This window comes from Pseudomonas sp. PSPC3-2 (assembly GCF_049897085.1).
In the GTDB taxonomy this organism is placed as follows: domain Bacteria; phylum Pseudomonadota; class Gammaproteobacteria; order Pseudomonadales; family Pseudomonadaceae; genus Aquipseudomonas; species Aquipseudomonas paraveronii.
This window is the reverse complement of the sequence record NZ_JAFCVO010000002.1, coordinates 95473-120772: the sequence shown is the minus strand read 5'-3', so window position 1 is coordinate 120772 and position 25300 is coordinate 95473. Positions and strand designations below refer to the sequence as shown.

19 protein-coding genes and 3 pseudogenes are annotated in these 25300 nt (G+C 56.0%); 10 read left to right on the top strand and 12 right to left on the bottom strand.

All coding sequences use genetic code 11. The features are described from left to right. Positions 1 to 5: 5 nt before the first annotated feature. Positions 6 to 1190: an efflux RND transporter periplasmic adaptor subunit gene (locus ACP7CJ_RS05500; RefSeq protein ID WP_426099782.1), complete on the bottom strand. Its 1185-nt coding sequence runs from the start codon at positions 1188 to 1190 to the stop codon at positions 6 to 8. Between the two features lie 120 nt (positions 1191 to 1310). Here ACP7CJ_RS05500 and ACP7CJ_RS05495 point away from each other — a divergent pair, with 120 nt between their 5' ends. Both ACP7CJ_RS05495 and ACP7CJ_RS05490 read left to right on the top strand, forming a co-directional pair. After that, positions 1311 to 1955, top strand: coding sequence for a TetR/AcrR family transcriptional regulator (locus ACP7CJ_RS05495; RefSeq protein ID WP_276192982.1), 645 nt, complete (start codon positions 1311 to 1313; stop codon positions 1953 to 1955). Positions 1956 to 2017: 62 nt separating this feature from the next. Then, positions 2018 to 3457, top strand: a complete 1440-nt coding sequence (locus ACP7CJ_RS05490) for an AdeC/AdeK/OprM family multidrug efflux complex outer membrane factor (protein ID WP_276192981.1) — start codon at positions 2018 to 2020, stop codon at positions 3455 to 3457. Between the two features lie 231 nt (positions 3458 to 3688). Here ACP7CJ_RS05490 and ACP7CJ_RS05485 read toward each other — a convergent pair whose 3' ends face one another. After that, a complete protein-coding gene (locus ACP7CJ_RS05485) occupies positions 3689 to 4552 on the bottom strand; it encodes a LysR substrate-binding domain-containing protein (protein ID WP_247397532.1) in 864 nt (287 codons plus the stop codon). A gap of 135 nt (positions 4553 to 4687) precedes the next feature. Between ACP7CJ_RS05485 and ACP7CJ_RS05480 the strand changes: the two genes are divergently transcribed. The 4 genes from ACP7CJ_RS05480 (at position 4688) to ACP7CJ_RS05465 (ending at position 8986) form a co-directional block, all read left to right on the top strand. Beyond that, complete coding sequence (locus ACP7CJ_RS05480) at positions 4688 to 5740, top strand: agmatine deiminase family protein (RefSeq protein WP_247397535.1); 1053 nt, start codon at positions 4688 to 4690, stop codon at positions 5738 to 5740. Positions 5741 to 5744: 4 nt separating this feature from the next. Further along, positions 5745 to 6653, top strand: a complete 909-nt coding sequence (gene aguB / locus ACP7CJ_RS05475; RefSeq protein ID WP_426099781.1) for an N-carbamoylputrescine amidase — start codon at positions 5745 to 5747, stop codon at positions 6651 to 6653. 1 nt (position 6654) lies between these two features. Next, positions 6655 to 7758 carry an extracellular solute-binding protein gene (locus ACP7CJ_RS05470; RefSeq protein WP_426099780.1) on the top strand — a complete coding sequence of 368 codons (1104 nt, stop codon included), beginning with the start codon at positions 6655 to 6657 and terminating at the stop codon, positions 7756 to 7758. A 106-nt stretch (positions 7759 to 7864) separates the two neighbouring features. Continuing rightward, positions 7865 to 8986 carry an agmatine deiminase family protein gene (locus ACP7CJ_RS05465; RefSeq protein ID WP_426099779.1) on the top strand — a complete coding sequence of 374 codons (1122 nt, stop codon included), beginning with the start codon at positions 7865 to 7867 and terminating at the stop codon, positions 8984 to 8986. An 88-nt stretch (positions 8987 to 9074) separates the two neighbouring features. Here ACP7CJ_RS05465 and ACP7CJ_RS05460 read toward each other — a convergent pair. From ACP7CJ_RS05460 to ACP7CJ_RS05450, 3 genes and pseudogenes are all read right to left on the bottom strand, one after another. Beyond that, a pseudogene (locus tag ACP7CJ_RS05460) lies at positions 9075 to 9803 on the bottom strand (IS630 family transposase); the annotation flags it as partial. A gap of 59 nt (positions 9804 to 9862) precedes the next feature. Continuing rightward, the gene (locus tag ACP7CJ_RS05455) at positions 9863 to 10381 is read right to left on the bottom strand and encodes a DUF2569 domain-containing protein (RefSeq protein WP_426099778.1); all 519 of its coding nucleotides are present in this window, start codon (positions 10379 to 10381) and stop codon (positions 9863 to 9865) included. An 80-nt stretch (positions 10382 to 10461) separates the two neighbouring features. Next, positions 10462 to 11502 carry an alpha/beta hydrolase family protein gene (locus ACP7CJ_RS05450; protein ID WP_276192971.1) on the bottom strand — a complete coding sequence of 347 codons (1041 nt, stop codon included), beginning with the start codon at positions 11500 to 11502 and terminating at the stop codon, positions 10462 to 10464. Positions 11503 to 11898: 396 nt separating this feature from the next. Here ACP7CJ_RS05450 and ACP7CJ_RS05445 point away from each other — a divergent pair, with 396 nt between their 5' ends. Next, positions 11899 to 14034, top strand: a complete 2136-nt coding sequence (locus tag ACP7CJ_RS05445; protein ID WP_426099777.1) for a TonB-dependent siderophore receptor — start codon at positions 11899 to 11901, stop codon at positions 14032 to 14034. 123 nt (positions 14035 to 14157) lie between these two features. On the opposite strand, the gene ACP7CJ_RS05440 is transcribed toward ACP7CJ_RS05445, so the two are convergent. From ACP7CJ_RS05440 to ACP7CJ_RS05430, 3 genes are all read right to left on the bottom strand, one after another. Next, on the bottom strand, positions 14158 to 15312 hold the full coding sequence (locus ACP7CJ_RS05440) for a GGDEF domain-containing protein (RefSeq protein ID WP_426099776.1): 1155 nt from the start codon (positions 15310 to 15312) through the stop codon (positions 14158 to 14160). A gap of 70 nt (positions 15313 to 15382) precedes the next feature. Then, on the bottom strand, positions 15383 to 15910 hold the full coding sequence (locus ACP7CJ_RS05435; protein ID WP_426099897.1) for an OmpW/AlkL family protein: 528 nt from the start codon (positions 15908 to 15910) through the stop codon (positions 15383 to 15385). Between the two features lie 151 nt (positions 15911 to 16061). Continuing rightward, the gene (locus ACP7CJ_RS05430) at positions 16062 to 17651 is read right to left on the bottom strand and encodes a methyl-accepting chemotaxis protein (RefSeq protein WP_276192966.1); all 1590 of its coding nucleotides are present in this window, start codon (positions 17649 to 17651) and stop codon (positions 16062 to 16064) included. A gap of 219 nt (positions 17652 to 17870) precedes the next feature. On the opposite strand from ACP7CJ_RS05430, the pseudogene ACP7CJ_RS05425 reads away from it, so the two are divergent. Both ACP7CJ_RS05425 and ACP7CJ_RS05420 read left to right on the top strand, forming a co-directional pair. After that, positions 17871 to 18672: pseudogene (locus ACP7CJ_RS05425) on the top strand (IS5 family transposase); the annotation flags it as partial. A 983-nt stretch (positions 18673 to 19655) separates the two neighbouring features. Further along, complete coding sequence (locus ACP7CJ_RS05420) at positions 19656 to 20258, top strand: MepB family protein (RefSeq protein ID WP_426099775.1); 603 nt, start codon at positions 19656 to 19658, stop codon at positions 20256 to 20258. 93 nt (positions 20259 to 20351) lie between these two features. On the opposite strand, the gene ACP7CJ_RS05415 is transcribed toward ACP7CJ_RS05420, so the two are convergent. Together ACP7CJ_RS05415 and ACP7CJ_RS05410 are read right to left on the bottom strand one after the other, a co-directional pair. After that, on the bottom strand, positions 20352 to 21077 hold the full coding sequence (locus ACP7CJ_RS05415; RefSeq protein WP_426099895.1) for a methyl-accepting chemotaxis protein: 726 nt from the start codon (positions 21075 to 21077) through the stop codon (positions 20352 to 20354). A gap of 132 nt (positions 21078 to 21209) precedes the next feature. After that, positions 21210 to 21965, bottom strand: a pseudogene (locus ACP7CJ_RS05410) (MCP four helix bundle domain-containing protein); the annotation flags it as partial. Between the two features lie 198 nt (positions 21966 to 22163). Between ACP7CJ_RS05410 and ACP7CJ_RS05405 the strand changes: the two are divergent. Then, positions 22164 to 23375 carry a multidrug effflux MFS transporter gene (locus ACP7CJ_RS05405; RefSeq protein ID WP_426099774.1) on the top strand — a complete coding sequence of 404 codons (1212 nt, stop codon included), beginning with the start codon at positions 22164 to 22166 and terminating at the stop codon, positions 23373 to 23375. Between the two features lie 45 nt (positions 23376 to 23420). Here ACP7CJ_RS05405 and ACP7CJ_RS05400 read toward each other — a convergent pair whose 3' ends face one another. Next, on the bottom strand, positions 23421 to 24335 hold the full coding sequence (locus ACP7CJ_RS05400; RefSeq protein WP_276192960.1) for a site-specific integrase: 915 nt from the start codon (positions 24333 to 24335) through the stop codon (positions 23421 to 23423). 108 nt (positions 24336 to 24443) lie between these two features. Continuing rightward, positions 24444 to 25256, bottom strand: a complete 813-nt coding sequence (locus tag ACP7CJ_RS05395; RefSeq protein WP_276192959.1) for a M949_RS01915 family surface polysaccharide biosynthesis protein — start codon at positions 25254 to 25256, stop codon at positions 24444 to 24446. Positions 25257 to 25300: the final 44 nt, after the last annotated feature.

Sequence of the window (25300 nt, the reverse complement as noted above, 5' to 3'; positions counted from 1 at the left end):
GCTGCTCAATGAAGGTCGGAAGGTGCAGGTGCCTGCGTCACGGACGGCGCCTGCCACGGTACGGTCTTGACCGTCACACCAGGGGCCGCGCGCTGCAGCCCATCAATGACCAATTGATCACCGGCATTCAGCCCACTACGAATCAGCCACTGATCCCCGATAGCCCGGTCGGTTTCCAGATCTCGTCGCTCGAGTTTGTCGTCCTTGCCCACCACGTAAGCCTGGGGTTTGCCTGTGCTGTCCCTTGATACCGCTTGCTGGGGAACCAGCAGGCCTTGATCCTTGACACCCTCTTCAAGGACCGCGCGGACATACATCCCCGGAAGCAGGGTGGCGTTGGGATTGGGAAAGATCGCGCGAAGGGTGATGGCCCCGGTGTCTTGATCCACCGTCACATCCGAAAATTCAAGCGAGCCCTCCAGGGGATAAAAGCTGCCGTCTTCGAGTCGCAGCCTGACTTTAGCCGCGCTTGCACCGCTTTTTTCCAGATCGCCTTGGGCCATTGCTTTCTTGAGGCGCAGGAGTGCGACGCTAGGCTGCGTGACGTCCACGTAGATCGGATCAAGCTGCTGGATGGTTGCCATGGCCGTGCTCTGACTGGCCGTGACCAATGCGCCTGGGGTGATACTGGATTTGCCGATGCGTCCTGAGATCGGGGCATCGACGCGGGTGTAGGCCAGATTGATGCGACTGCTTTCAACATTGGCCCTGGCCGATGAAACATCCGCCTCGCCTTCGCCCACGGAAGCCACAGCGTCGTCGTAATCCTGTCGACTTATGGCATTGACGGCGGACAGCTCCTTGTAGCGATCACGCTTGAGTCGTGTGGAGATGAGGGTTGCCTGGGCCTTGGCCAATGCCGCGACATTGTTTTCATAGGTGGCTTTGTAGGTGGCGGGGTCAATTGAGTAGAGCACCTGGCCCGCCTTGACGTCGCTGCCCTCGGTGAAGCTGCGTTTAAGCACGATGCCGTTGACCTGAGGCCGCACCTCTGCGATCAGAAACGGCACCGTCCGCCCAGGAAGCTCGGTGGTAAACACCACGCGTTGTGGCTGTACAGAGAGCGTACCCACTTCAGGCGTACCTGCGGCCGGTGGTGCGCCGCCTGGCGGTTTGCCACAGGCCGCCAAAACACTGATTGACGCGATGACCACCACTGACATGAGGCGCTTCGGGTATGCAAGGCACATGGCGTGCTCCAAGGACAAAAGACATAATTAACGATACCGAACTGTACGGTAATCTATTTTGACAGAAGCATTTGGTCAAGTAATAATGGTACACATCGGTATCGAAATAGGAGATTTCTTGTGCGGGTACTTACGGACAGCAAGCGGGATGCGATTCTTCAGGCCGCCGCAGACATTTTTCATGAGCAAGGGTTTGAAGGGGCTTCCATGGCAGGCATCGCCACGCGAGTGGGCGGTTCCAAGTCGACGCTCTACCGCTATTTTTCCTCCAAGGAGGAGTTGTTTGTTGCGGTGAGTCATCAGGCTGCCAAAGACCAGATTCTTCCAACCCTGGAAACATTGCTGGCAAGCACGGATCAGGAACTGGGTGGCGTACTTCGACGTTTTGGGGAGACGGCACTGGCGATTGTCGCGAGTGAACCCGCGATCAAAGCCATGCGCACAGTGATCAGCGAGTCAGGTCGCAGTGACATCGGCAAGCTCTTCTATGAAACCGGGCCACAGATCGCCATGCATGCCCTGGCTGATTTTTTCCGGGCCCGAATGCTCGCAGGTACGTTGCGTCAGGCTGATCCCCACGTGGCAGCTCGACACCTCATCGCGCTCTTCGAGTCAGAGACCATATTTCCTTGCCTGATGGGCATCAGGTCCGAGCTATCCAGTGCCGAGATCAAAGGGGCTGTTGACCGCGCTGTTGAAGTGTTCCTCGGTGGTTACGGCGGGGGGGATGGAAAAACAGCAACAGAAACCGAAACGATTACTTGATGGGTCCCCAGCCGCTGGTGGCGGGGGTCACTCAAACGCCATTTACTTGATAGGGCTGCGCAATGAAGAAATCTCTATTGTCTCTTGCAGTAACCGCGTTTGTGCTGGGCGGCTGCTCACTGATCCCTGACTATCAACGGCCCGCAATACCTACGGCTACACAGTACCCAACGGGCCAGTCGTATTCGCCAGCCACCGCTGCGGACACTGTGGCCGCTGACCTGGGCTGGCGCCAGTTTTTCAAGGAGCCTGGGCTTCAGCAACTGATTCAGCTATCGCTGGAAAACAACCGAGACCTCAGAGTCGCCGCACTCAATATCGAAGCGTACCGCGCCAAATACCGGATCCAGCGTGCCGACCTGCTGCCATCGATTTCCGCCGATGCCAGCGGGACCCGCCAGCGAACACCCGCCGATCTTTCGCAGACAGGGCGTACAACTACGTCAGGCCAGTATTCGGCGACACTGGGCATCAGTTCTTATGAACTGGATTTGTTCGGCCGCGTGCGCAGCCTCAGCCAAGAGGCGCTGGAAACCTACCTTTCCAGCGAAGAGGCCCGTCGCTCGACTCAAATCAGCCTGGTGGCAAGCGTTGCCAATGCGTACTTCACCTGGCAGGCGGATCAAGCACTGCTGGCGCTGACCCAAAACACCCTTGACGCCTATGAGCAAAGCTTGGACCTCACCACGCGCAGCAGCAAAGTGGGGGTGTCTTCCGCACTGGATCTGGCACAGGCTCGCACATCGGTAGATAGCGCTCGCGTGAGTCTGGCGACCTACCAGCGACAGGTCGCCCAGGATCAGAATGATCTGGTGTCACTGCTGGGCGCAGGCTTGCCCGACAATCTTCCGCTAGCCAAGCCCTTGGGGACTGACCTGCTGGCCACCGTACCGGTTGGTTTGCCGTCGGATCTGCTGACCCGTCGTCCAGACATTATCGAGGCCGAACATACGCTGAAGGCTGCCAACGCAGACATCGGTTCAGCTCGCGCAGCGTTTTTCCCGAGTATTACCCTGACAGCCGACGCGGGAACGTCCAGCAGCGAGCTGTCCGGCCTGTTCAAGGGCGGCTCCGGCAGTTGGCTATTCACCCCCAGTATCAGCCTGCCGATCTTTAACGCCGGCAACCTGCGGGCCAGTCTGGACTATTCGAAAATAGAGAAAGACATCAGCGTCGCTAACTACGAGAAGGCCATTCAAACTGCCTTCAAGGAAGTCTCTGACGGCCTGGCGTCGCGCAAAACCTACGTCGATCAGCTTCAGTCGCAGCGTGACTATGTTCAGGCCAGTCAGGACTACTACGTTCTCGCCGAGTGGCGATACCGTGTCGGGATCGACAGCAATCTTACCTTTCTGGATGCCCAGCGTTCGTTGTACAGCGCACAACAGTCCCTCATCAGTGACCAGTTGTCCCAGCTGACTAGCGAGGTCAACTTGTACAAGGCTTTAGGGGGAGGGTGGTATCCAAACTCGGTCGAGAAGACTTCGAAACTCAAAGGTTGAGCATTTGCGTCGTACTGCCCGTTTCAATGACGTACTGAGTATCGCCATAGCAGTACTGCGCCTTGCCTTTGAACGCGCCTTCCAGCGCCTGCCCCAGGCGACTTGCGCGATGTTAGCGCAGGCCCCTGCTACCCATCCAAGCAGCCGTTCGTACATCTTCAAATCAAAGTGCCTGATATATCCTAAGCGCAAGGGCCCCATTCAAGCCTTGAACCAGAACCGTTACGTTATCTAGCTTCCCGCTACCAGGTGGCTAAGTAACCACTCAATAAAACTTCTCGCCAGCGGGCTGTTCTCGCTGTCGCGATGAGTCAGCAAGGCCCAACTGGGGCCACGAATAGTTTCCTCAACCAAGGGTTGCAACAGTCCGCTGGCGCGCGATTGGCGGCTCAGTAACTGGCTAACCAAGGCGATGCCGAGTCCGGCACAAGCGGCATCCAACAGTAGGCCGGGATCGGAGAAGTTGAGCCCGTGATCCTTCTGGCCTACATCTATCCCTGCCTCCACCGCCCAGTGGCTCCAGTCCATTTCCCGCTCGCCATGCAGGGTTGTGCGCTGGTCGCTCGGCACTGCCAACAGGCTCGGATGGCAAGCCGGGTACAGGCGGTCAGCGTATAGCACTTTAAAGCTGCACTCGGACTGGGAACTGATGTCATCGCGCACCGCGAGGTCGATGGTCTGGGTGGTCATCTCCGGGACTTCATCAGTGCTGTAAATCCACAGATCAACCTCCGGATGCTGGCGGCGAAAATCCCCCAGGCGTGGAAGCAGCCAGTGACGGGCGAACGTTGGGGTGGTGTTGAGCACCAACTGGTTGGGTTTGTGGTACTGCCCCAGGCGGCGAATGCCGACGGCCAGTTGCTGTAGCAGTGCCTGGGTGGTGCTAAGTAGATCGTAACCAGCGTCGGTCAGGCTAACGCTGCGTCCGTTGCGAAAGAACAGTGGTTGTTCGAGGTAGGTCTCCAGGCTACGAATCTGCTGGCTAATTGCCGATTGGGTGAGGTGCAACTCCTCTGCCGCCTTGTGGAAACTACCCAGTCGGGCGGCGGCTTCGAAGCCGCGCAGCGTGTTCAAGGGCGGCCAGTGCTTGAGCATATTGATAAGCTCTCCTAATCATTTGCCTGCAAAATTCATCGTTTGTTTGCCATATTTTTCAGGCTTAGCATGCATGCCATAACCGAATAGGCAGTTTTTCATTGAACACAATGACTTAACTCAAGGGTACTTGTCATGCAGCAGAATGAAATTCGAAACAGTGGTTGGATGATGCCGGCCGAGTGGGTCAGGCACACCGCGACCTGGATGGTCTGGCCCCACAACACCGCACTCTGGGAGGCCGGTTGGGGCGTGACATTGCCGCAAGTGCAAGAGGACTTCGCTCGCGTGGCCAACGCCATCGCTCGTTTCGAACTGGTGAAACTGGTCGTCGACCCGTCTGCCGTCGCCAGTGCCAAAGCGCTCTGTGGGCCGAACATTGAATTGATCGAGCTGGCGGTGAACGACAGCTGGTGCCGGGACTCCGGTCCGAGCTTCGTTTGCCATCCGCAACAAGGCCTGGCCGGGGTGAGCTGGCGCTTCAACGCGTGGGGCGGTAAGTCGGCCCACGATCTGGACGAAAGCCTGGCCCGGCGCGCGCTCAATCACTTGGGCGTGGAGTGCTTTGGTACTGCGCTGAGCAATGAAGGCGGGGCCATTCATGTGGACGGCGAGGGCACGCTGATCACCACCGAATCGGTATTGCTCAACCCCAATCGCAATCCGGGCATCAACAAGGCCGAGATGGAGGAGATCTTCACTCGCCTGCTGGGTGTGAAGAAGACTGTCTGGCTGCCGGGAGACCCAAACTATGTGACCGGCGACATGACCGATGGCCATGTCGACGGTGTGTGCGCGTTCGCCCGTCCTGGGGTTTTGCTGGTAGACGCCACGCGCGACCAACACTCGGTGTATGCCGAAGTGGTACGTGAAAACCGTCGCGCTCTGGAGCTGGCAACCGATGCCCAAGGTCGCAAGTTTGAGCTGATCGAGCTTTATGAAGCCACCGATGCGGTGGACACCGAGGCTGAAGTGTTCTGTGCCTCCTACACCAACTTCTACATCGCCAACAACGCCATCATCATGCCGGCCTATGGCATTGATGCCGACAAGGTGGCTGCCGAAGTGTTGAGCAAGACCTTCCCAGGACGCGAAGTAGTACCGGTTCGGATCAATCACCTGGCTCATGGCGGTGGCGGTGTGCATTGCATCACCCAGCAACAGCCAGCCGGGCCACTGGAGGGTTAATGAAATGACCATTCTGACGATTGCCACAACCCAGATGGCCTGCACCTGGGACCTGAAACACAACGTTGATCAGGCCGAGCAATTGGTGCGTGAGGCGGCCGCTAAAGGCGCCCAAGTCATCCTGCTGCAGGAGCTGTTTGCAACCCCGTATTTCTGCATCGAGCAGAATCATAAACACCTGGCGCTGGCCGAGGAATATCAGGACAGCAGCGTACTCAAGCGCTTTGCCGCGCTGGCCAAGGAGTTGGGTGTGGTGCTGCCGCTGAGCTGGTTCGAGAAGGCGGGCAATGCCTACTTCAACTCGCTGAGCGTGGCCGATGCTGATGGGCGCCTCCTGGGTGTGTATCGCAAGACGCATATCCCCAACGCTATCGGTTATCAGGAGAAGGAATATTTCAGCCCTGGCGATACCGGCTTTCGTGTCTGGGACACTGCTTTTGGGCGCATAGGTTTGGGCATCTGTTGGGATCAGTGGTTCCCCGAGACCGCACGTTGCCTGGCATTGATGGGCGCCGAAGTCTTACTGTTCCCCACCGCCATTGGCTCTGAACCTGGTTGCACGACGCTGGATTCAAGTGATCACTGGCAGATGACCATGCGCGGCCATGCCGCCGCCAACATCGTGCCGGTGGTGGCCGCTAACCGCATTGGCCGAGAAGCGGCGACCACCGATCCGACCCTGCAGATGAACTTCTACGGCTCGTCCTTTATCTGCAATCACAAGGGCAAGCTGCTGGCCGAGTCTGACCGCGACAGCGCCGGCGTGCTGGTACACAGCCTGGACTTGGCCACCATGCGCGAAGAGCGTCTGACCTGGGGCATCTACCGCGACCGCCGTCCAGAGATGTACGGGGCGCTGTTAAGTCTGGACGGTCGCCACGCTAACGCACGCTGGAATACTCAAGGGGTTTGACATGAACATTACCAACAAGCCGTTGCTCTGCTCCTTAGGATTGGCACTAAGTTGTACCTTGTCGTCGGTGCAGGCGGAGGAAAAGACCCTGAAGTTGTACAACTGGGCGGATTACTTCGCCGAGGACACCCTCGCCAAGTTCACCGCCGAAACCGGGATCAAGGTGATCTACGACGTCATGGATGGCAGTGAGACGCTGGAAGCCAAGATGATGGCCGGCGGCAGTGGTTATGACCTGATCTTCCCCGGCGACACTGTTGGCGAACGTCTGATGCGCGCCGGCAGCCTGCAGCCGCTGGACAAGTCAAAGCTCACGGCCCTGAATGACATCGAGCCAGGTCTGCAGAAGCTACGTACGCATTATGTCTACTCGAACAAGGCCACCGTACCCTACACGTGGGGCACCATCGGCCTGACCTACAACGCCGAGCAGATTAAACAGCGCATGCCAGATGCGCCGGTGAATAGCCTGGACATGCTGTTCAAACCGGAACTGGCCGCCAAGTTCGCAGACTGCGGCATCTCGATGATCGACTCGCCGGACGAGGTGCTGGCGGTAGCACTCAATTACCTCGGCCGCGATCCGCGCAGTGCCAAGCCTGCAGACCTGGCCGCAGCGAGTGAGTTGCTGCTCAAGCTGCGACCGTCTATCCGTAAGTTCCAGTCGCAGCCGGTGAGCGAGTTGGTCAACGGCAACTTGTGCCTATCGCTCGGTTACAGCGGGGATATGACTCAGGCGCAACGTGCCGCAGATGCAGCAGGCAAGAAAGCCACGTTCCAGTACCACGTCCCGCGCGAAGGCACCACGGTATGGATGGACACCATGGCGATCCCCGTCGACGCCAAACATCCGGAATATGCCTATGCGTTCATCAACTTCGTCATGCGCCCGGAGAACATGGCCGCCATCAGCAACTTCACCGGCTACCCCACCTCCAATGCCAAAGCACGTCCGAGTGTCGACTCAGTGATGCGTAACAACCCGGATATCTACCTTGATGAGGCCGCTTATGCACGACTGATCCCGGGTCAAGACATTCCCCAGTCCAATATGCGTGCGCGCATGCGTGCGTGGACCAAGTTCAAGACAGCCTCCACTAAGTGATGGCAAGTCGACCATCCAGATAGTCGGCTTTGAAAGCGGTCTTAACCCATGGCCGCAGTTATTGTCCTTCAAAACAATGCAACGACAAGAATTGAGAGATAAACACATGTCAACACGTCGTAATTTCATTAAGCAGGTAGCGTTAGTTTCTAGTCTCGGCGCAGCGGCATCCATGGGGCTCGGCATGAATGCCTCTTGGGTACAAGCAGCCATCAAGGGAAGCTGGTATATGCCGGATGAAAACGAGTTACAGGAACGGATGTTCCTATCCTTTGGTGCCTCGTCAGCGGTCCACCAAGATTGGGCTACGCCGGTGAATAATAATATCGCTCTGCTGGCCAAAACCATCGCCAAATATCAGCCGGTTACCGTGTTGTGCCGCCCCAATGAATTGGCTAAGGCCACGGCGGCATGCGGTACTACCAACATCACATTTCAGACCATGGCGCTGGACGACATTTGGATGCGTGACATGGGTGGCTGTTTCGTGGTCGACGACCAAGGCGGTCGAGGGCTAGTGGATTTCAACTTCAACGGTTGGGGCGATAAGCAGGCTCACGCCAATGACGCTAACGTGGCCGACAAACTGAGCAAATTGACGGGCGCCACCTACATCGCCAGCCAGCTGACGGGCGAGGGCGGCGGTATCGAAATAGATGGTAATGGCACTGCGATCTTGACCGAGAGTTCCTGGATCAACAGCAACCGTAATCCAGACATGACTAAGGCGCAGATCGAAACGGAACTGAAGGCTAACTTGGGCCTGCGCAAAATCATCTGGTTGCCGGGCATCAAGGGCAAAGACATCACCGATGGTCACGTCGATTTTTACGCCCGTTTTTCTTCAAAAGGCGTGGTGGTGGCGCAACTCGACAACGACCCGGACTCTTATGAGTACCCGATCACCCGCAAGCACCTGGAAATTCTCAAGGCCGCCACCGACGCCGATGGCAACAAGTTGCAGGTGTACACCCTGCCGCCACCGTTGAAGTTGCGCAGCAACGTCTACACCGAGAGCCTGGATTTCGCCCCCGGCTATATTAACTACATCACGATCAATGGCGCGGTGATAGTTCCACATTTTGGTGATGCCGCGGCAGACAAATACGCCAAGGATCTGCTAACCAAGTTGTATCCGGGCCGCGTGGTGGTGCAGGTCAACATCGACCCGATTGCCGCCGGTGGTGGTGGAATTCACTGCGTGACCAAGAATATGCCGGCCGTTTGATTCGTCGTTGGTGCCCGCACAGCGATCACCGCTGCACGAGCACAGTCAAGGCTTGTGGTGCGCTATTGCGCCCTTGGTGCTACGCATTCTGTTGCAAAAAAGCCAGAAACTCTTTGGCTCGATGGCGCTGGGTAATCCGTCCGATTACTTGGCCGGTCAGGATGTCGAAAGCCGCGTACAGACTCGCCGTACCATGGCGCTTGTAATCATGCGTCCTGCGTTCAACTTGACCTGGGCGTAGCGGCAGCATCGGTTGGTTGCGATCCAACGCCTGGATCTGGGTTTTCTCGTCAACCGACAACACCAGGGCATTATCCGGTGGGTTCAGATAGAGCCCGACCACGTCGACTACCTTGTCGGCGAAATGAGGGTCGTTGCTGATTTTGAAGGTCTTCAGACGATGGGGTTTGAGGTCGGAAGCGGCCCAGACCTGCCGAACCTGCCACGTGGTAACCCGCGCATACTTGGCCATCAAACGGACGCTCCAGTGAGTGGCTTCCTGGGGTACACGCCGGGTGGTCAGTGTCAGGATTTCGTTGATTTTATCGGTCCCAAGTTTGAGTGGCTGGCCGCTGCGCGGCAGATCGCTCAACCCTTCGATTCCTGCCTCCAGATAATGTTTTCGCCACTTGAATACCGTCGGCGGCGTGACCTGCAACTGCTCGCTGACGGCCTTGGGCGTCAATCCGTCAGCCAGTAGAAGCAGGATGCGCGCTCGCTGGACGAGGCTCTGCTCCAGCGTACTCATACGCAAGCAACCTTGCAGGGCGATGAGATCGGAAGGCATTAAAGCGAAGGGGGAAGTCGGCCGGGCCATGCGTATAACCAATCCATGACATTGGACGCACAGTATATCGTTACCATTAGATAAATGAATTAACCGCTCAGTCCACTAGGCGCTTCTGCCTCAACCGGCCGGTGTTGTACAAACGTTGCCTTGACCCTTTTAGAGACCAGTATGTAGGGGACCCAGATAGCGGTGGACACCAATCCGCGGAGGGTTTCCTTGGCCGTGCTGTAGTCGAATATGGGTTCATCCACCAGAACAAACGAGCAAACCCAGGCATCAAATGGAACGTAAATAGCCGAGGTGATGAGCGTGACGATATAAATCCTGGGAAATAAATAGTGTTCGGAGAAGAACAGGTAAACCAAATAACCAAAGGCCGCGATAAAGACTGCATTCATGAGTGTTTCTGAAATCAGGATCGCGCCCCATAGGGTGTTATCCATCGTCGTGCCGGATGAGGTAATGGTACTAAACGAGCCATCTGCGAATATCGGGTAATACACCGTGATAATGGCATAGCTCAGACGCGCCAAGGCTATAAACAGCCCCAAGCCAACCACGACCAACCAACCGCCCAATCCCTTCAGTTGTTTACTTTTTTGCATGTTCGCTCCGCAGTTCAATAAAGTTTTCACGGTAGACAGCCAGCCGTGGCGCGCCACGTGCTCTAAGGTCGATGCCTGCTTCAATGTCGAAACGAGCGCTCCAAAAACTCGCTGATCAGCCCCACCAGCTGCTGTTGAATCACCGCCCGTGGCCGAGCCCCCTCACCATCCCGGCAAATCATGCCGTCGCCCGGCGAATCCGCTTCAATCAACGCCATGCCGCCCGGCTTGCAGATCGCCATGAAACTGAAGTGAGTGGCGTCGGCGAGCTCCACGTATTGCGTCGACACTTTCGGCAAGCGTTTGACTAAGGCGGCGGACTCCAAGTTAGGGTCCATCTCCTCCGACGGCACACCCCCCGCGATTACCAGCGCCGGCACTGGCAATGCCGCCAGGCTGGCGTGGGTGAAACCGCGCGACAGGCCCAGGTCCAACGACACAATGGCGGTGATGCGTTTGTCGCTCAGGTCAGTGGCCAGTTGGACCTTGCCGGCGGTTGTGCCTGCAGGGTCCATCTGCCGATAGCCCATGCAACCGCCAAGCTTCGGGTGGACGTTGCAGTCTCGATTGAACAGGTCTGGATCGAAACGGGCACCGGCGATTTCCAGCACGGTCCAGCCACCGAGTGAGTGGCCCACGGCGGCAATCTGGTTGTGCTTGACCGTGCCAAATTGCGTGGGCTGCGCAAGCACCGCGTCGATGGCACGGCTGAGGTCTTTGGGCCGTTGCCACAACTGCGCGGCGGCGGCGGGGCTGCGATCCTTACTGGTGGTACCAGGATGGTTGACCGCTGCCACGATGTAACCCTGATGGGCCAGTGCACTGGCCAGCCACACCTGGTTGCGCCAATTACCGCCGTAACCGTGGGACAGCACCACCAAGGGATGCTCGCCAGCAGCCGGCGGTGCGTCGGGCACGGCGAGAGCCCCGATGAACACCGCGTTGTCGGCGATCAGCTCGGGCTTGGCCGTGGTGGCGGCGGGGTACCAGACGGCCAGTTGCAGTGTGCGCTGGTTCTCGACATCGGGCAGGGTGGCGGTTTTAAAGCCGATCGGGTTTTCGTCAGCGAATGCAGGGGAGGTCAGGCAAAGCAGCAATATCGCGCAGAAAGCCGTTCTCATTGTTTTTATCTTCCATGATGGGATCGAAGGACCGTGGGGCTAAGGTAGTGCGTAGCGCCCATGATCCGGCGTGATCGTATCGTCTTTTGGGTCGCTGACCTACATCAAAAAACCTATGGAGAAATCGACCGCTGTGGCTTCTGTGGTGAGCGTGCGTTCCCCGCTCACCACAGCGGGAAATGGCAGCCTCAGGGTCATTAGAGACGAGATGTAATGACCACAGTGAACGAGCGCCATGTGGGCCCCCGTGTTGTCTGCTTTTCGATTGATACAAAGTAGATACTCGAAAGATCACGAATGAGAATTAGTGGCAAATAGGAATGACTGGTATATCATGCCCCGCGAATTCTTGGCAGGTTCGCCTTACCGTCCGCTCATCCATCAGGTCAAAAATCCATGCGTCGTACCCTGATTTCTCTCTGCGTGCTTCAGGCGTTTTCCCCTTTTACCTGGGCGCAGGTTGCTGGCACCGAAAATGCCAGCCTTGAACTGCAAGCCATCAATGTCACGGGCGATATGGACTCTGAGACGGCTCAAGGGCCGGTCAAAGGGTATCGTGCCACACGTTCTGCCAGTGCGACGCGCACTGACACCTCAATTCATGAGACGCCTCAGTCCATCAGCGTAGTGCCCAAAGACGTGGTCGAGGACATCGGTGCGACTCGTTTGCAGGAGGCCCTGGACTATGCCGGTGGCGTCGGCCGAGCGAACAACTTTGGCGGGCAAGGGCTTACCAATTTCACTGTGCGAGGCTTTACAACCGCAGAGTTCTACCGCAACGGTTTTCCGATTAACCGGGGCTATCCAAGCATGCCGGACGCCAACAGCATTGAGCGCCTTGAAGTGCTGCGCGGGCCGGCGACCATGCTCTATGGACGTGGCGATCCCGGCGGTACCTTCAACGTGGTCTCCAAGCAGCCTTTGCCTGAGCGTAAGGTCACATTGGGTAGCCAATTGGATGATCAGGGTATGAAGCGTGGCACCCTGGATGCTTCCGGTCCGCTGGATGAGCAAGGGCGTCTGGCCTATCGCCTGAACGTGGTAGGCGAGGGCGGCGACACCTTCCGCGACCATGTCTCAACCGAGCGCTATGGGGTAACGCCTGTGCTGAGCTGGCAGGTCAGTGACGACACCAAGGTGATTTTCGAAGGCGACTTCATGCGTAACAACCATCCGCTTGATCGCGGCCTGACCCGCTTCGCCAACCAGCGCGGTACGCCGTCCCGCGATACCTTCTGGGGTGAAAAATACGCCGGTAATCTGCACAACGATAACAACATGGCTCAGCTGCGTTTCGAGCATATGCTCAACGACAATTGGACCCTGGGCGGTGGTTTCCAATGGCTGGACGGTACGATGAAGGGTAATGCTGTTGAGGCCAACGGTGCTGCCAGCTTGAATGCCGACGGTCGAACACTTCAGCGTAACTTCAACTACCGCAATCTGGAATGGACCGACAAAGACTATCAGCTCAACCTGACCGGGCACTTTTCCACGGGTGGCCTTGATCACACATTGCTGACTGGCGTCGAATATGAAGACTATGACTACAAGTCGATCATCCAGCGCTCCAGCGCCGCAGCGGGTGCTTTTCCAATCGATATCTTCAACCCGGTCTATGGCCAGCCACGTCCGGCGCTGACTCGTACACCGACCCACGATAAAGAAAACCTCAAGACTTACGCGGCCTTCGTCCAGGATCAAGTCGCGCTGACCGAGCGCTTAAAAGTCCTCGCCGGTGCGCGCTTTGAGCGCTTCGAGCATGAGTACGAATCCTACGTGTCAGGCGTCAAACCCTGGAACGCTGCCGACAATGCCGTCACCCCGCGCGTCGGTGTGATGTATGACCTCACTGACACTGTCGCGATCTACGCTGATGCTGCTCGCTCGTTCAAGCCCAACACAGGCGCCAGCCGGCAAGGCGGCGGGTTTGAGCCGGAGAAGGGCAAATCCTACGAAATGGGTGTGAAGTGGGAAGCGCTCGATCAGCAGTTGAGCGTCGACGCGGCGATCTACCAGATAGAGAAGAAAAATGTCCAGAGTGTCGATCCCGTTGACTCAAATTTCAATGTCGCCACGGGTCAGGTACGCAGCCGTGGTTTCGATCTGAATGTGGCCGGCAACCTTACGCCCGAGTGGCGCATGATCGGCGGCTATGCCTATGTGGACGCCGCGGTGACCAGGGACACTGCAGTGCGTACTGGAACGCGTCTGGCAAACATTCCGCGCAATAGCTTCAGCCTGCTCAACGTGTATGAGTTTCAGGATGGCGCGCTCAAAGGGTTGGGCCTCGGCGCAGGTGGGAAATACGTAGCCGAGCGTGCCGGGCAGACCGCCAATAACACGTTCTCGATGGACGCTTACACCGTCATCGACTTGCTTAGTTCCTACAAGGTCAACGAAAAGGTCCGACTCAATCTCGACGTGAAGAACCTGTTCAATCGTGAGTACGAAGAAGGCTCGTTCCTGAACTTCTATGCTTACCCCGGTGAGCCCCGGACGGTGCAAGTGGGGATCTCTTACACCCTGTAGCCAAAAATGAATTAACCGCTCAGTCCACTAGTCTAAGTGCTCAGGTTAAAGAAGAGGCACTACTATTGCACGGGTCTACGTTACAACGGTTACCTGCGCGGTTCGCTTTATCTCTAAGCGTACCTATGAGGGGGCCTCCAATTGGCGACTGGACCTGTTACGACCTGCCAGTTTGGCACAATAAAGTGCCTGGTCTCCTCTTAGGAGAGTGTTTTCGAAAGTCGAATCTCCTACTCGGTACGTAGCTATACCTATGCTAAGCGTCACGTTCAGTTGTAGCTGCCCGATCATGAAAGGCTCGCCCGCCACTTTCGTCCTCAGTCGCTCCGCCAGTCGCTCTGCCTCGTTGATATCCGTATCGGGTAAAACAATCAGGAACTCTTCCCCCCCCCAGCGTAACGCGCTGTCATGTTTGCGTATGGCGCTTGTCAAGCGCCGCGAGAGCAGAGTCAGCACGGCGTCTCCTGTTTCGTGTCCTAGAGTGTCATTAACCTGCTTAAAGTGATCAATGTCGCCTATTAGTAAGCTGTAGCACTCTTCCCTATTGGCGTCGGCATGAATTCGTTCCAATATCCGGCGACCTCCCCGACGATTGCCTAGTGCAGTCAGAGGATCGGTTTCGGCGAGGCGCTGCAAGTCCAGCGCTGCCCGTTCGCCAGTCATCGCGATATAACCGAAGTAGACCAGAATACTGGCCATCTGGTCGAAAGCCATGGACACGATGGAACTATCGTAAGCATTCGCCATGAGCATGCCTGCTAGTATCAGAACGGCGGAGATTCCGAGTATCACGATGTAGCCCGCGAAAGCCATCGCCACCAAGTATTGAGAGAAGATACGCCGATTGGCGGATAACAATATCTCATAAAGAGCGAGTGCTGATATCGCTGCAGAAATTAAGTAAATGAAGGGGAGCGTAACCTTTATTGTTACGCCCACATAGACGGCAAAGGTGTAGAGCGCGCTCGGTAGAAGGGGGAGCAGGGCCAGCCAAACTATAGGGACCGATCGACCATAAAACAGTCGTAGACCGGACCATGAGGTCACCAAGCTTGTCAGGAACAGAGACGTCACTATGAGACTGAGAAGTGGTGATGAATTCGACTTATTACCATAGTAAAAAGTGAGTGCGGTACCAAGGCCCGAGCTAAGCAACGCAACGCTCCAATGCCACAGATAACGAGCGTTACGTTGACTGATCAGCAACACTCCGAAAATCAATAGAATGGTAACGCGACTGATTGTACTGCTGAAGTAAAGCGTTTCGATGCTTAGCATGACGGCTATACCTTGCGTAAACTAACGATGGAGCGTACCGCTCAAATGAAGGCCAGCTAACTCACCGGCATCAGAATCGGTAGCCCAGTCCTACTCCGGCTATCAGTGTGTTCATAGAGACGACGGAGTTGAAACCTTGTCCCTGGAATCGATATTCTGGACTGATCACGTAGCGCAGGCTGGTGCTGAATGACCAGTTCGCGCTCAGGCTGTAATCAAGCCCGGCGCTCAAAACTCCACTTGTAATGCCATGGACATTGAAGTTGGGAATCCCGGCAGCCGGCTTCACATCTCGAGTCCAAGCATGATTTATGCCTAGTCCGAAATAGGGGCTAAATTGTGCCTGAGGGTGTAAGTGGTATTGCAGCGTAAGTGATAGCGCGATATTGGAAATGGTACCTACATCGAAATCGCCCAGTCGCGATCTTCTGATCCGATAGTCGCGCTTAAATGGGCCGCCCTGGATCTCGACGGCCCAGTGTTCTGTCATGAAATAGCTGAGGTCCATCCCTATTATCGCTTGCCGTGGTGTTTCTACCTTCCCGCCAATGGTAGAAATCTCCGACCTCATATCGACAGGAGTGACCTCCAACACCATCATCCGTAGCAGCCATGGACTGGTTCCTTTCTCAAGTGTCAGTTGCGCGTCCTCAGCCGCACAGGCTGAGGACGCTAGAAGCCATAGCGTCCCAGAGATTACGATAGTGCAGACGTATCGCTGAACTGACATGGCTTGATTACCTCCTCTACTAAGCGCCGGATTTATTGCGTTTTTCCCAAAACTGCCCGGCCAGTTCGCTTAGCGCGTTGGATAACTTTGCCACTAACATTACACTTTTAGAGTTGTTCTGAGCTATCTGTACATTGTCGATGGCAGTGTCGTGAATGTGCTTTATGCTCACATTTATATCCTCACTGACAGCCCCTTGCTGTTCGACAGCGGTAGCTATTTGGGTATTCATTTCGACGATCTTGTTTACACTTAAACCTATGTCAGTGAGAGCGTCTGCACCTTGCTGAGCAAGACTCACACTTAAGTGTGCCTGCCGACTACTGCTTTCCATTATGGTAACGGCGTAGTGCGAACTCGCTTGTAATGCGGCAATAATATTTTGTATGTCGGTGATTGAGTCTTGAGTTCGAGATGAGAGGCTTCGAACCTCATCTGCGACTACTGCAAACCCTCGGCCATGCTCCCCAGCTCTAGCTGCTTCAATTGCCGCATTTAGAGCCAGTAAGTTTGTTTGATCGGCTACTGACCTAACGACATCTAAAATGTTTGATATCTCAACGCTCTGAGTTTCTAGTTGACATATAACTTCTGTGGCTTTTTTTATTTCTTGCTCAAGCTCAGCGATATACTGACTTGTTTCGGCAACCTTACTTTGCCCTAACAACGTCTCTTCGTAACCTTTAGAGGCAGCATCGGCAGCGTGTTGTGAGTTATTGGCGACATCTTGGATGCTAGCGGTCATCTGTGTTATGGCGGTGGCAATTTGATCAGTTTCGGCTTGTTGTTTGTTAATCAAAGCCTTGCTTGACTCTATATCATCAAGCAGACTTGCAATATATTCGCTAATTTGATTTGATGCATCACCGATACGCCCAATAACAGCACCAGTTTCAGCTTGTGCCATTCTTAGAGCAAATTCGACTTCACCAAACTCATCGCTGCGTCCTGTGTATAGAACTTGACTAAGAGCATTTTCAGATATGTTTTTCCCCATTTTTACTAGTCGCCTCATTGGGAAAAGTAATGCCGCTATTGCAACCGAAATAAGCAGCCCACTCGTAAGCTCTGCTAAGATCAAGTTAAAAAATGGTACTGTTGTGGTTAGATTTAGCTCCACCATGCTTATAAGAATGCTTGTCCACACCAATATGATCAGCTTTGGGCTTAGGCCTATGGTCCATCTTCGAGATAGAGGTTTTCCATCTCTCAATTTTGAATAGACTTTTTCTGCTGCTTTAACATGCTCAGGTTCAGGCTTGGTTCTCACCGATTGATATTCGATTGTTGAACCATCTTTGGTAATGGGAGTAACGTAAGCACTGACCCAATAGTGATCGCCATTTTTGCAACGATTTTTCACTAAACCCATCCATGAACACCCAGCCTTTAAGGTTTTCCACATATTCTGGAATGCGGCGGGCGGCATGTCAGGATGCCTAACTATGTTATGCGGCTGGCCCAGGAGCTCCTCCACGGTAAAGCCACTAATTTCAATGAAGTCAGGGTTGACGTGAGTAATGCGGCTTTGATCATTTGTAGTGGATAGAATATTTATATTAGGAGGTAGCTCGTGATTACGATTTGTAACTGGTAGATTTAGCCGCATGGTTCCCCCTTGAATCTCAGTTTAAGTTAACTAAAAACTCAACTATTTTTCTCAGCCCGTCGTGGACGCTACCAGGCGAACGACACTGATCATCTATAGAATCCATTACGTTTATACAGTAATGGCTAAAGGCCACCTTTGCACGATTTATCTAAGGAAATCCTGAAAAAAACTTCCTGATTTGGCAAGATCTCCGGGCACCAATCGCCGAGCTTTTCAATGAGGCAAATGACCTTCGCCGATGCCGAGTACGCCGGTAAGCGCAAGCAGACCCGCAAGGAATTGTTCCTGATCGAGATTGATCGGGTCGTACCCTGGAAGGGTTTGATTGCCCTGATCGAACCTCATTACCCGAAGGGCGAAGGTGGTCGTCCGGCCTATCTTTTGATGCCGATGCTGCGGGTTCATCTCATGCAGAATTGGTTCGGTTACAGCGATCCTGCGATGGAAGCCGCACTGTACGAGACGACGATCTTGCGCCAGTTTTCCGGTCTGAGCCTGGAGCGGATCCCAGATGAAACTACCATCCTCAACTTCCGTCGCTTGCTGGAAAAGCACGTGTTGGCCGCTGGTATTCTCGGCGTGATCAATGGCTATCTGGGCGACCGTGGCTTGTCGCTGCGACAAGGCACCATCGTCGATGCCACGCTGATTCATGCGCCCAGTTCGACCAAGAACAAGGACGGCAAACGCGACCCTGAGATGCATCAAACCAAGAAAGGTAACCAGTATTACTTCGGTGCCAAAGCTCACATTGGTGTCGACGATGAGTCAGGGCTGGTGCACAGCGTGGTGGTCACTGCTGCCAACGTCGCCGACATAACCCCAGTCGACAAACTGCTACACGGTGCTGAGAACGTGGTCTGCGCCGATGCAGGCTATACCGGTGTCGAGAAGCGCGAAGCGCAAGATCGAGAAAGCCCAAGCCCAGGTTCGCGCCAAGCTTGAGCATCCATTTCGAGTGATCAAGCGTCAGTTTGGTTATACGAAAGTGCGTTTCCGAGGTTTGGTGAAAAACACTGTGTTGAGGCTGATGCCGATTTGACCCGCTTGCCGACGCGGGACTGCCCCTGATGGGTCAAGGTGACTTCGCCAGACGCTTACAGCTAATCGACACTGACAACCGTAAATCCCAGCTCTCAAAGTATCCTCAGCAATTTCCGACAATCCTCAAAGGCGGAAATCGGGCCTAAGGAGGAGGGCAGTCATTAGTCCTCAGCTGACCAGCTTCGAGCGACTGACGTGGCGGTCCTCTAGCAGCAGCCGTAGGTAGAGCGAGCACTCCTTCATGCACTCAAAGTCTTGAGGGGCACTGGGCGTAGAGTGTGAGAAATCCCGATGAAATGCGGGTTTGATCATGTCAAAGCCCATCGCAACACGTCTCGCAGAAGGTTCAACGGTGGTATTACGGTGAAGCCGGAAACCTCTGCACATGTGGGTGTACGATATTGTCTAAAATATTTCGGTCGAGAACGGAGCTAGCGCCCAATGAGTGATGCATTGCCAACTACGTTGATATGCCGGGATGCAGGTGATAGCAGCGGGGACATCGTCATAGATATCCCACCGGATAGACTAGCGGCAATGGGCGTCGGTTTGGGTGATTTCTTAAGCATCGAGTTGGTCGAAAGATCGATAGTGCTGAAGCCAATTTGTCGAATCAAAGCTGAAGGTCGGGTTGACTCAGCAGGCCGGTCGCTCGCCCAACTGCTCTAACAGTGTCACTAGATAACCGTATAAATCGTGTCTGAGTCTCAGGAGGCTTCGGTAGCGCTGAGATGGAAGAAAATATCCAAATGCGGGAACCATTCCGCAATTTAGATTTTTACTTCTCTGAAATTTCGATCTTCACTTCCGGGTACCCCGCGAGCTACTCGATTGAAGATCCATGACATGCCCCATCATTTAACATAATATACATTATGCGAACCACGCCAATTGGATGTCAGGCCCTATGGAGGTCAAATTTCAAGGCCTTAAACATATCCTCTGTGGAGTCTGCTGATGTGTTCGCTGCAATACACACATCCTCTCGCTACACTCGCATCTGCTGCAATCCAATCCATCAAGGTTCAATCCATGGGCACGTCAGTCGTACCGAGTTGTTTGTTTGCTGCGATTGATGCGGTTTATCTGCCGGCTGGCTTGAAATGCTCGGAAGATATTTCTCCTGACGTTGAGGCTAGAGAGTACGGCGGTTGTCGATTCATGCTGGGAACTCGCCAGGTTGTGTTCCGTGTCGCCAAAACCACCCCGACCAAGATTGGTCAGTTCGTGACGCTGTGGAAACGACCCTATGCAACGAGTGTGATTGCTCCGCTGGATAGCAACGATAATATCGACTTCGTTGTGATCCACGCGACTGGCACCGAACAAAGTGGTCAGTTTGTATTTGACCGTGCAACGTTGCTGTCCCATGGCGTGATGTCCATAAATGGCGTCGGTGGCAAGCGTGCTTTACGTGTGTATCCGCCCTGGAGCCGACCTATTGCCAAGCAAGCGTTACAGACTCAGCGGTGGCAACTCCAGCATTTCGTGACAGTTGACCCCTCAGACCAGGCCTCGTTACAGCATATAAAATCGTTGTTCAGGTCCTCGTTAAAGTGAGCGTATGCCCTATTCCAGTCCTTCTCACATGACTGTTAGTTATAACTCAACTAAATAGGTATTTAGTTGAGTTATATAAATCAGCTGTGATGCTCAAAGCCGAAATCGATCCACCGACTGCGACAATTTCCCCGCCAACGCAGACAACTCGTCCGTCGTCGAGGCTGTCGTGCCGATCACCTGGCTATTACGCTCCGACATACTGGCAATCATCTCCACTTGATGGGCAATTTCGTTGCTGGCCAGGCTTTGCTCGCTGATGGTGCGGGAGATGTCGTTGACCAATTCGGTGGTGTTGAGGGTGGCCTGGAGAATCTCGCGGATGGCGCGCTCGACTTCGGCGGTCACGGCCATGCCCTTGTCCACTTGAGTGACGCCCTCCTCCATGCTGGTCACCGCTTCCCGGGTGTTTTGCTGGATGCGACCGACCATGCTGGCAATCTCCTCGGTCGACGCGCTGGTGCGTCCGGCCAGGCTGCGCACCTCATCGGCGACCACCGCAAAACCGCGTCCTTGTTCACCGGCGCGGGCGGCTTCTATCGCGGCATTCAGGGCCAGCAGGTTGGTTTGATCGGCAATGCCCTTGATAACCTGGATAATGCTGTAGATCGCCTCGGATTCCTTGTCGAGCGTGCGGATCACCTGGGCTGATTGCTGCGCCGAGCGGGCAATGCCGTCCATGTCACTGACCACCTGATGGATCACCCGACCGCCGTCCTTGGCCAAGGCTTCTGCCTGGTTGGCCATATTCAGTGCGCGTGCGGCATGTTGGGTGATTTCCTCGATGCTGGCGGTCATTTCACTGGCGGCCGCCGCCATGGTGCTGGCGGCGGCGCTTTGCTGCTGACTACTGCCCGCCACTTCATGGCAACCCTGGCTCAGTTGCTCGCTCATGCCATTGACGCCGTGGGCATTACTGCGCACCACTTCGATCATGCCGCGCAAATCCCCCTGCATGGTGGCGAGGCTGCGTATCAGCGCGCTGGCCTCGTCCTTGCGATGGGGCACGACAATCGGCTCGCTCAAATTGCCATGGGCAATACTGTCAGCGATTCGGCTCGCGGCCTGCAACGGCCCCATGATGCTCCGGGAGACCCATCGGCCCTGCACCAGGAGCAACAACAGGCTTGCGATCAACACCACAGCCAAGGTGAAGTTGGCGTTGCTGATGGTTAGCCGGGTGCCAATGCTGGTTTGCTGCGTATTGTTTTCGATCAGTTCGCTGAGGGTAGCCATTTGACCCTCCAACTGGCTGAACGCTGTATTGAAGGTCTCCAGTTCGCCGCGAGCGGCCTCCGGGTTGTCCAGCGCGAGTGCGACAATACGTTCACCGGCGTTGATATAGGTATCCAAGCTGGGTTTGATTTTTCCCAGGCTGGTCTTTAACGTTTCGCCCAACGGCAGCTTAAGGTTGTCCTCCAGCACCTGCCGAAAGTGCTCGGCATGCTCCTTGAGTGAACTGCTGACCTCGGCTTTGGTGCTAGTGCTTTTCCCCAACCCGACTAACATCGCCGACAACACGTCGGCGCGCAGTGCGTCGTGCATCATGTCGGCTTCCATGTGGTTGCGCAGCACCGTCATGATGACCTGATTGTCCTGCACCGCATCGGCCATACGGGTGTTTCCCAGGTAACCGGCCAGGCTCATGATCAAGGCGGTGATCAATCCAGTCGCAATCAATAGCCATAAGCGTAATTTGATCGTCATGCTAGTCATCCCCGTAGACTTTACAGTCGGTTGGGAACCCAACCACTTGACCGTCGTTGATATTGTTATCGGAATTGGCTCTCTGTATTGAAGCTCAATTGCACAGATCTGCGCAGTCGAACTCGAAGTCTTCCCCAGCTTGTTTGCGTGGGAGCGGTTCTTTAAGCTGGCCAACCTTTGCTTCACGCGGAACTGCTTATGCCTAAACGTATCGCCCACCTTGCTTTGCTGCTTGGTCTGATCACTGCCGTCGGCCCCTTCGCCATTGACATCTACCTACCGGCGCTACCGACCCTGGGCGCCAGCCTGCAGGCATCGCCGGCAGCGGTACAGATGAGCCTCACGGTGTTCTTCATGATCATCGGCGTCTGCCAGTTGTTTTATGGCCCGATCAGCGATGTGTTCGGGCGCAAGCCGCCGATCTACGCCGGGTTGCTTATCTTCGCCGTGGGCAGTATCGGCTGCGCGCTGGCACCGAGCATCGAAGTGCTGATTGGTTTTCGCGCCGTGCAGGCGTTTGGCGCGTGCGCGGGGATGGTGATTCCCCGGGCGATTGTGCGCGACCTGTATACCGGCCATGAAGCGGCGCGGCTGATGGCGTTGCTGATGCTGGTGATGAGTGTGTCGCCGATCCTCGCGCCTTTGGCGGGCAGCCTGGTGATTACGCTATGGAGTTGGCGTGAAGTGTTTGTCGTGCTGGCGGTGGTGGCCGTGTTGTGCCTGGTCATGACCATCGTGCAATTGCCTGAAACCCATCCCGCCGAGCGCCGATTGGGCAAGACCTTGGGTAATGCCTTCAGCAGTTATGGGGCGTTGCTGCGCGACCCGGTGTTCATCGGTTTGTCGGTGGTGTGCGGGTTTGGCCTGGCGACGTTCTTTGTATTTATCGGCAGCGCGCCGTTCGTATACATCGAGTATTTCGGGCTGACCCCCACCCAATTCAGCCTGTGCTTTGCGCTGAACGCCGCGTCTTTTTTTGCCATGAGCCAGCTCACCGCCCGCCTGAGCGCACGCTTGGGCCTGGCGCCGCTGATTCGCTGGTCGGTGGTGGGCGTGGCCGTGGTGATGGTGTTACTGGCCGCTACGACGCTATGGGGCAGCCACCTAGGCTTGATGATGTCGCTGTTGTTTATCGGTTTCGGTTTCCTCGGCTTGCTGTTGCCAGCGGCCGGCGTGTTGTCCCTGGAAGACCACGGCGCGGTGGCCGGCTCCGCATCGGCGTTGCTCGGGGCGATCCAGATGATCACGGCGGCCGTCTCCATGACCCTGGTGGGCGTCTTTGCCGATCACACCCCGGCGCCGATGCTGATCGGCATCGCGCTGTGTGCCGTTGCGGCGCTGCTGACCACGCTGTGGACCTTGCGCCGTCTGCCGGCGCACTTGCTGGCCGGTGCGCCGCCCTCCTCCTGAGCCAAGCCCGGCGACGACCGCGCGTTTTTCACCGGTCGCCGCCGGCTAAAGATCAAACCGATCCACCGCTCGCCGCCGCTCATTGTCGTCACGCACGTCGTAGTTCGCGGTGGTCTGGATATTGGTGTGGTGCGCCAGTTTCTGCGCGATGGACAGGTCATGTTCCTCAATCACCCGCGTGATGAAGGAGCGCCGGAAATCATGGGGCATGATCTTCACCCCCACCTGCTGACCGCGCTGGCGGGCGATGTAGTAAATCGCATGCTTGGTGATGCGTTCGCGGGTGATATGGCTGCCCCTGCGGATGCGGTTGAACAGGAAGGAATCGTCCTGCTCGCCTTCCTTGAGTTGTTCGCGCCGGAATTCGAGCCAGGCCTGCAATTTGGCGAAGGCCCAGCCCGGCGCGTATTTGATCAGTTCCTTGTTACCCTTGCCAATCACGCGCAGGCTGCGCTCGTCAAAGTTGATCTGTGCGAGGTCGAGGTTGACCGACTCCGACTTACGCATGCCCGAGCCGTACAAAATACCGATCACTGCAGCATCGCGCAGGCCCTGGGGCCGTGGGTCGGCGGCGCAGACGTCGATCATTTCGCGGATCAGCGTGCGACGCAGGTTGCGCCCCTGGCTCAGGCGTGTGCCGGGCGCGGCCTTGACCGTGCGCATTTTCAGCAGGTGTTCCTGGCTGATCAGACTCATGCGCCAGGCTTCGTTCATCACCCCGCGCACGGCGTTTACATACAGCGACGAGGTGTTGGGCGCGTAGCCGTCCTCGCGCAAGGCCGCAACCAGAGCGATCACGTGTTCGGGTTGCAGCAGGTGCCAGTCGATGTCTTCAAGGTTGATATCCTCGAAGCCGAAGCGGTCGGCGGCGTCCTGCAGCACGTAGCGCATGGTCAGTTGACTGGAGGGCGCCAGGCGGGTGAGGTAGAGGGTCAGCGGGTTGCGGATTGACTCAGTCAAAGTAGATAAGCCTTTGGATTAAATATCTCGAACAAGCCTTTGTTTATTCGAGATATTCATTGAATTGACGAGGGCCGAGTCTAACGCACCATCGGCCCTGGCACCCAATCACGGGGCGGTCTCTTCATCCCCGCTCGATTCCTGAGGCGGGGTCTGCGCCTGGCTCCATTCAGCATCCTGCTTCTGCATCAGCGCGAACCAGTGCTGGCGCATGAATATCAGGTAGGCCTGCGGTGCCTTGGCAAAATCCTTCTCGTCGCTGTAGCAACCTGGCAAAGGCAATTCAGTGCCCTGTTCCTTGTACTGGCTGACCAGTGCCTGTTGCCCGGCGATGCTGCAATCCTTGGGCAGCGGCATGCCACGCAGTGCTCCTGCTTCTTCGTCCCACCAGGCGGCGCCGACCCGGTCGACACCACGCAGGCGGTACTTCTGCGACTTGCCGACATGCATGATCAGCTTGAATTCATTGGGGCTCACATCACTGGTGCAGGTGCGCGTGTAGCCCACAGTGGCCTGGGTGGTGCCGTCGCCGGCAAGGTCGGTGACCTTGGTCGCCGCCATGTCGAAGCGCATCGCGGCATCGAATTCGCAGCGCTGCACGTCGTCGTAGAGCATCCAGAGGCGTTTGGGGCGGTCACCGTCGATCAAATACTGGGCCGCATAGACAAGCGCCGACTGGGTGCCGTCATCCTCGCGCTGGCTGATTTGCTCGGCCAGCACCAGTAGGTTCTTGCCCTGGCGGTCGTCCCAGGTATAGGCGGCGACCTGCTTGCCTTGCACTTCAACCCCCTCTGGCACTTGAGCGAGCGTGGTCAGCGGCACGCCCTCATCAGCGTATACGGGGGTGACGCAGGCTGCGCTCATCAACAATCCCATCAACACGGGCCGCCATTGGCCGCCTAAACGCTGCACGCTATTCATCCGAGTACCCTGGCAAGAGATGGCTTACTTTACCGGCACTTGAG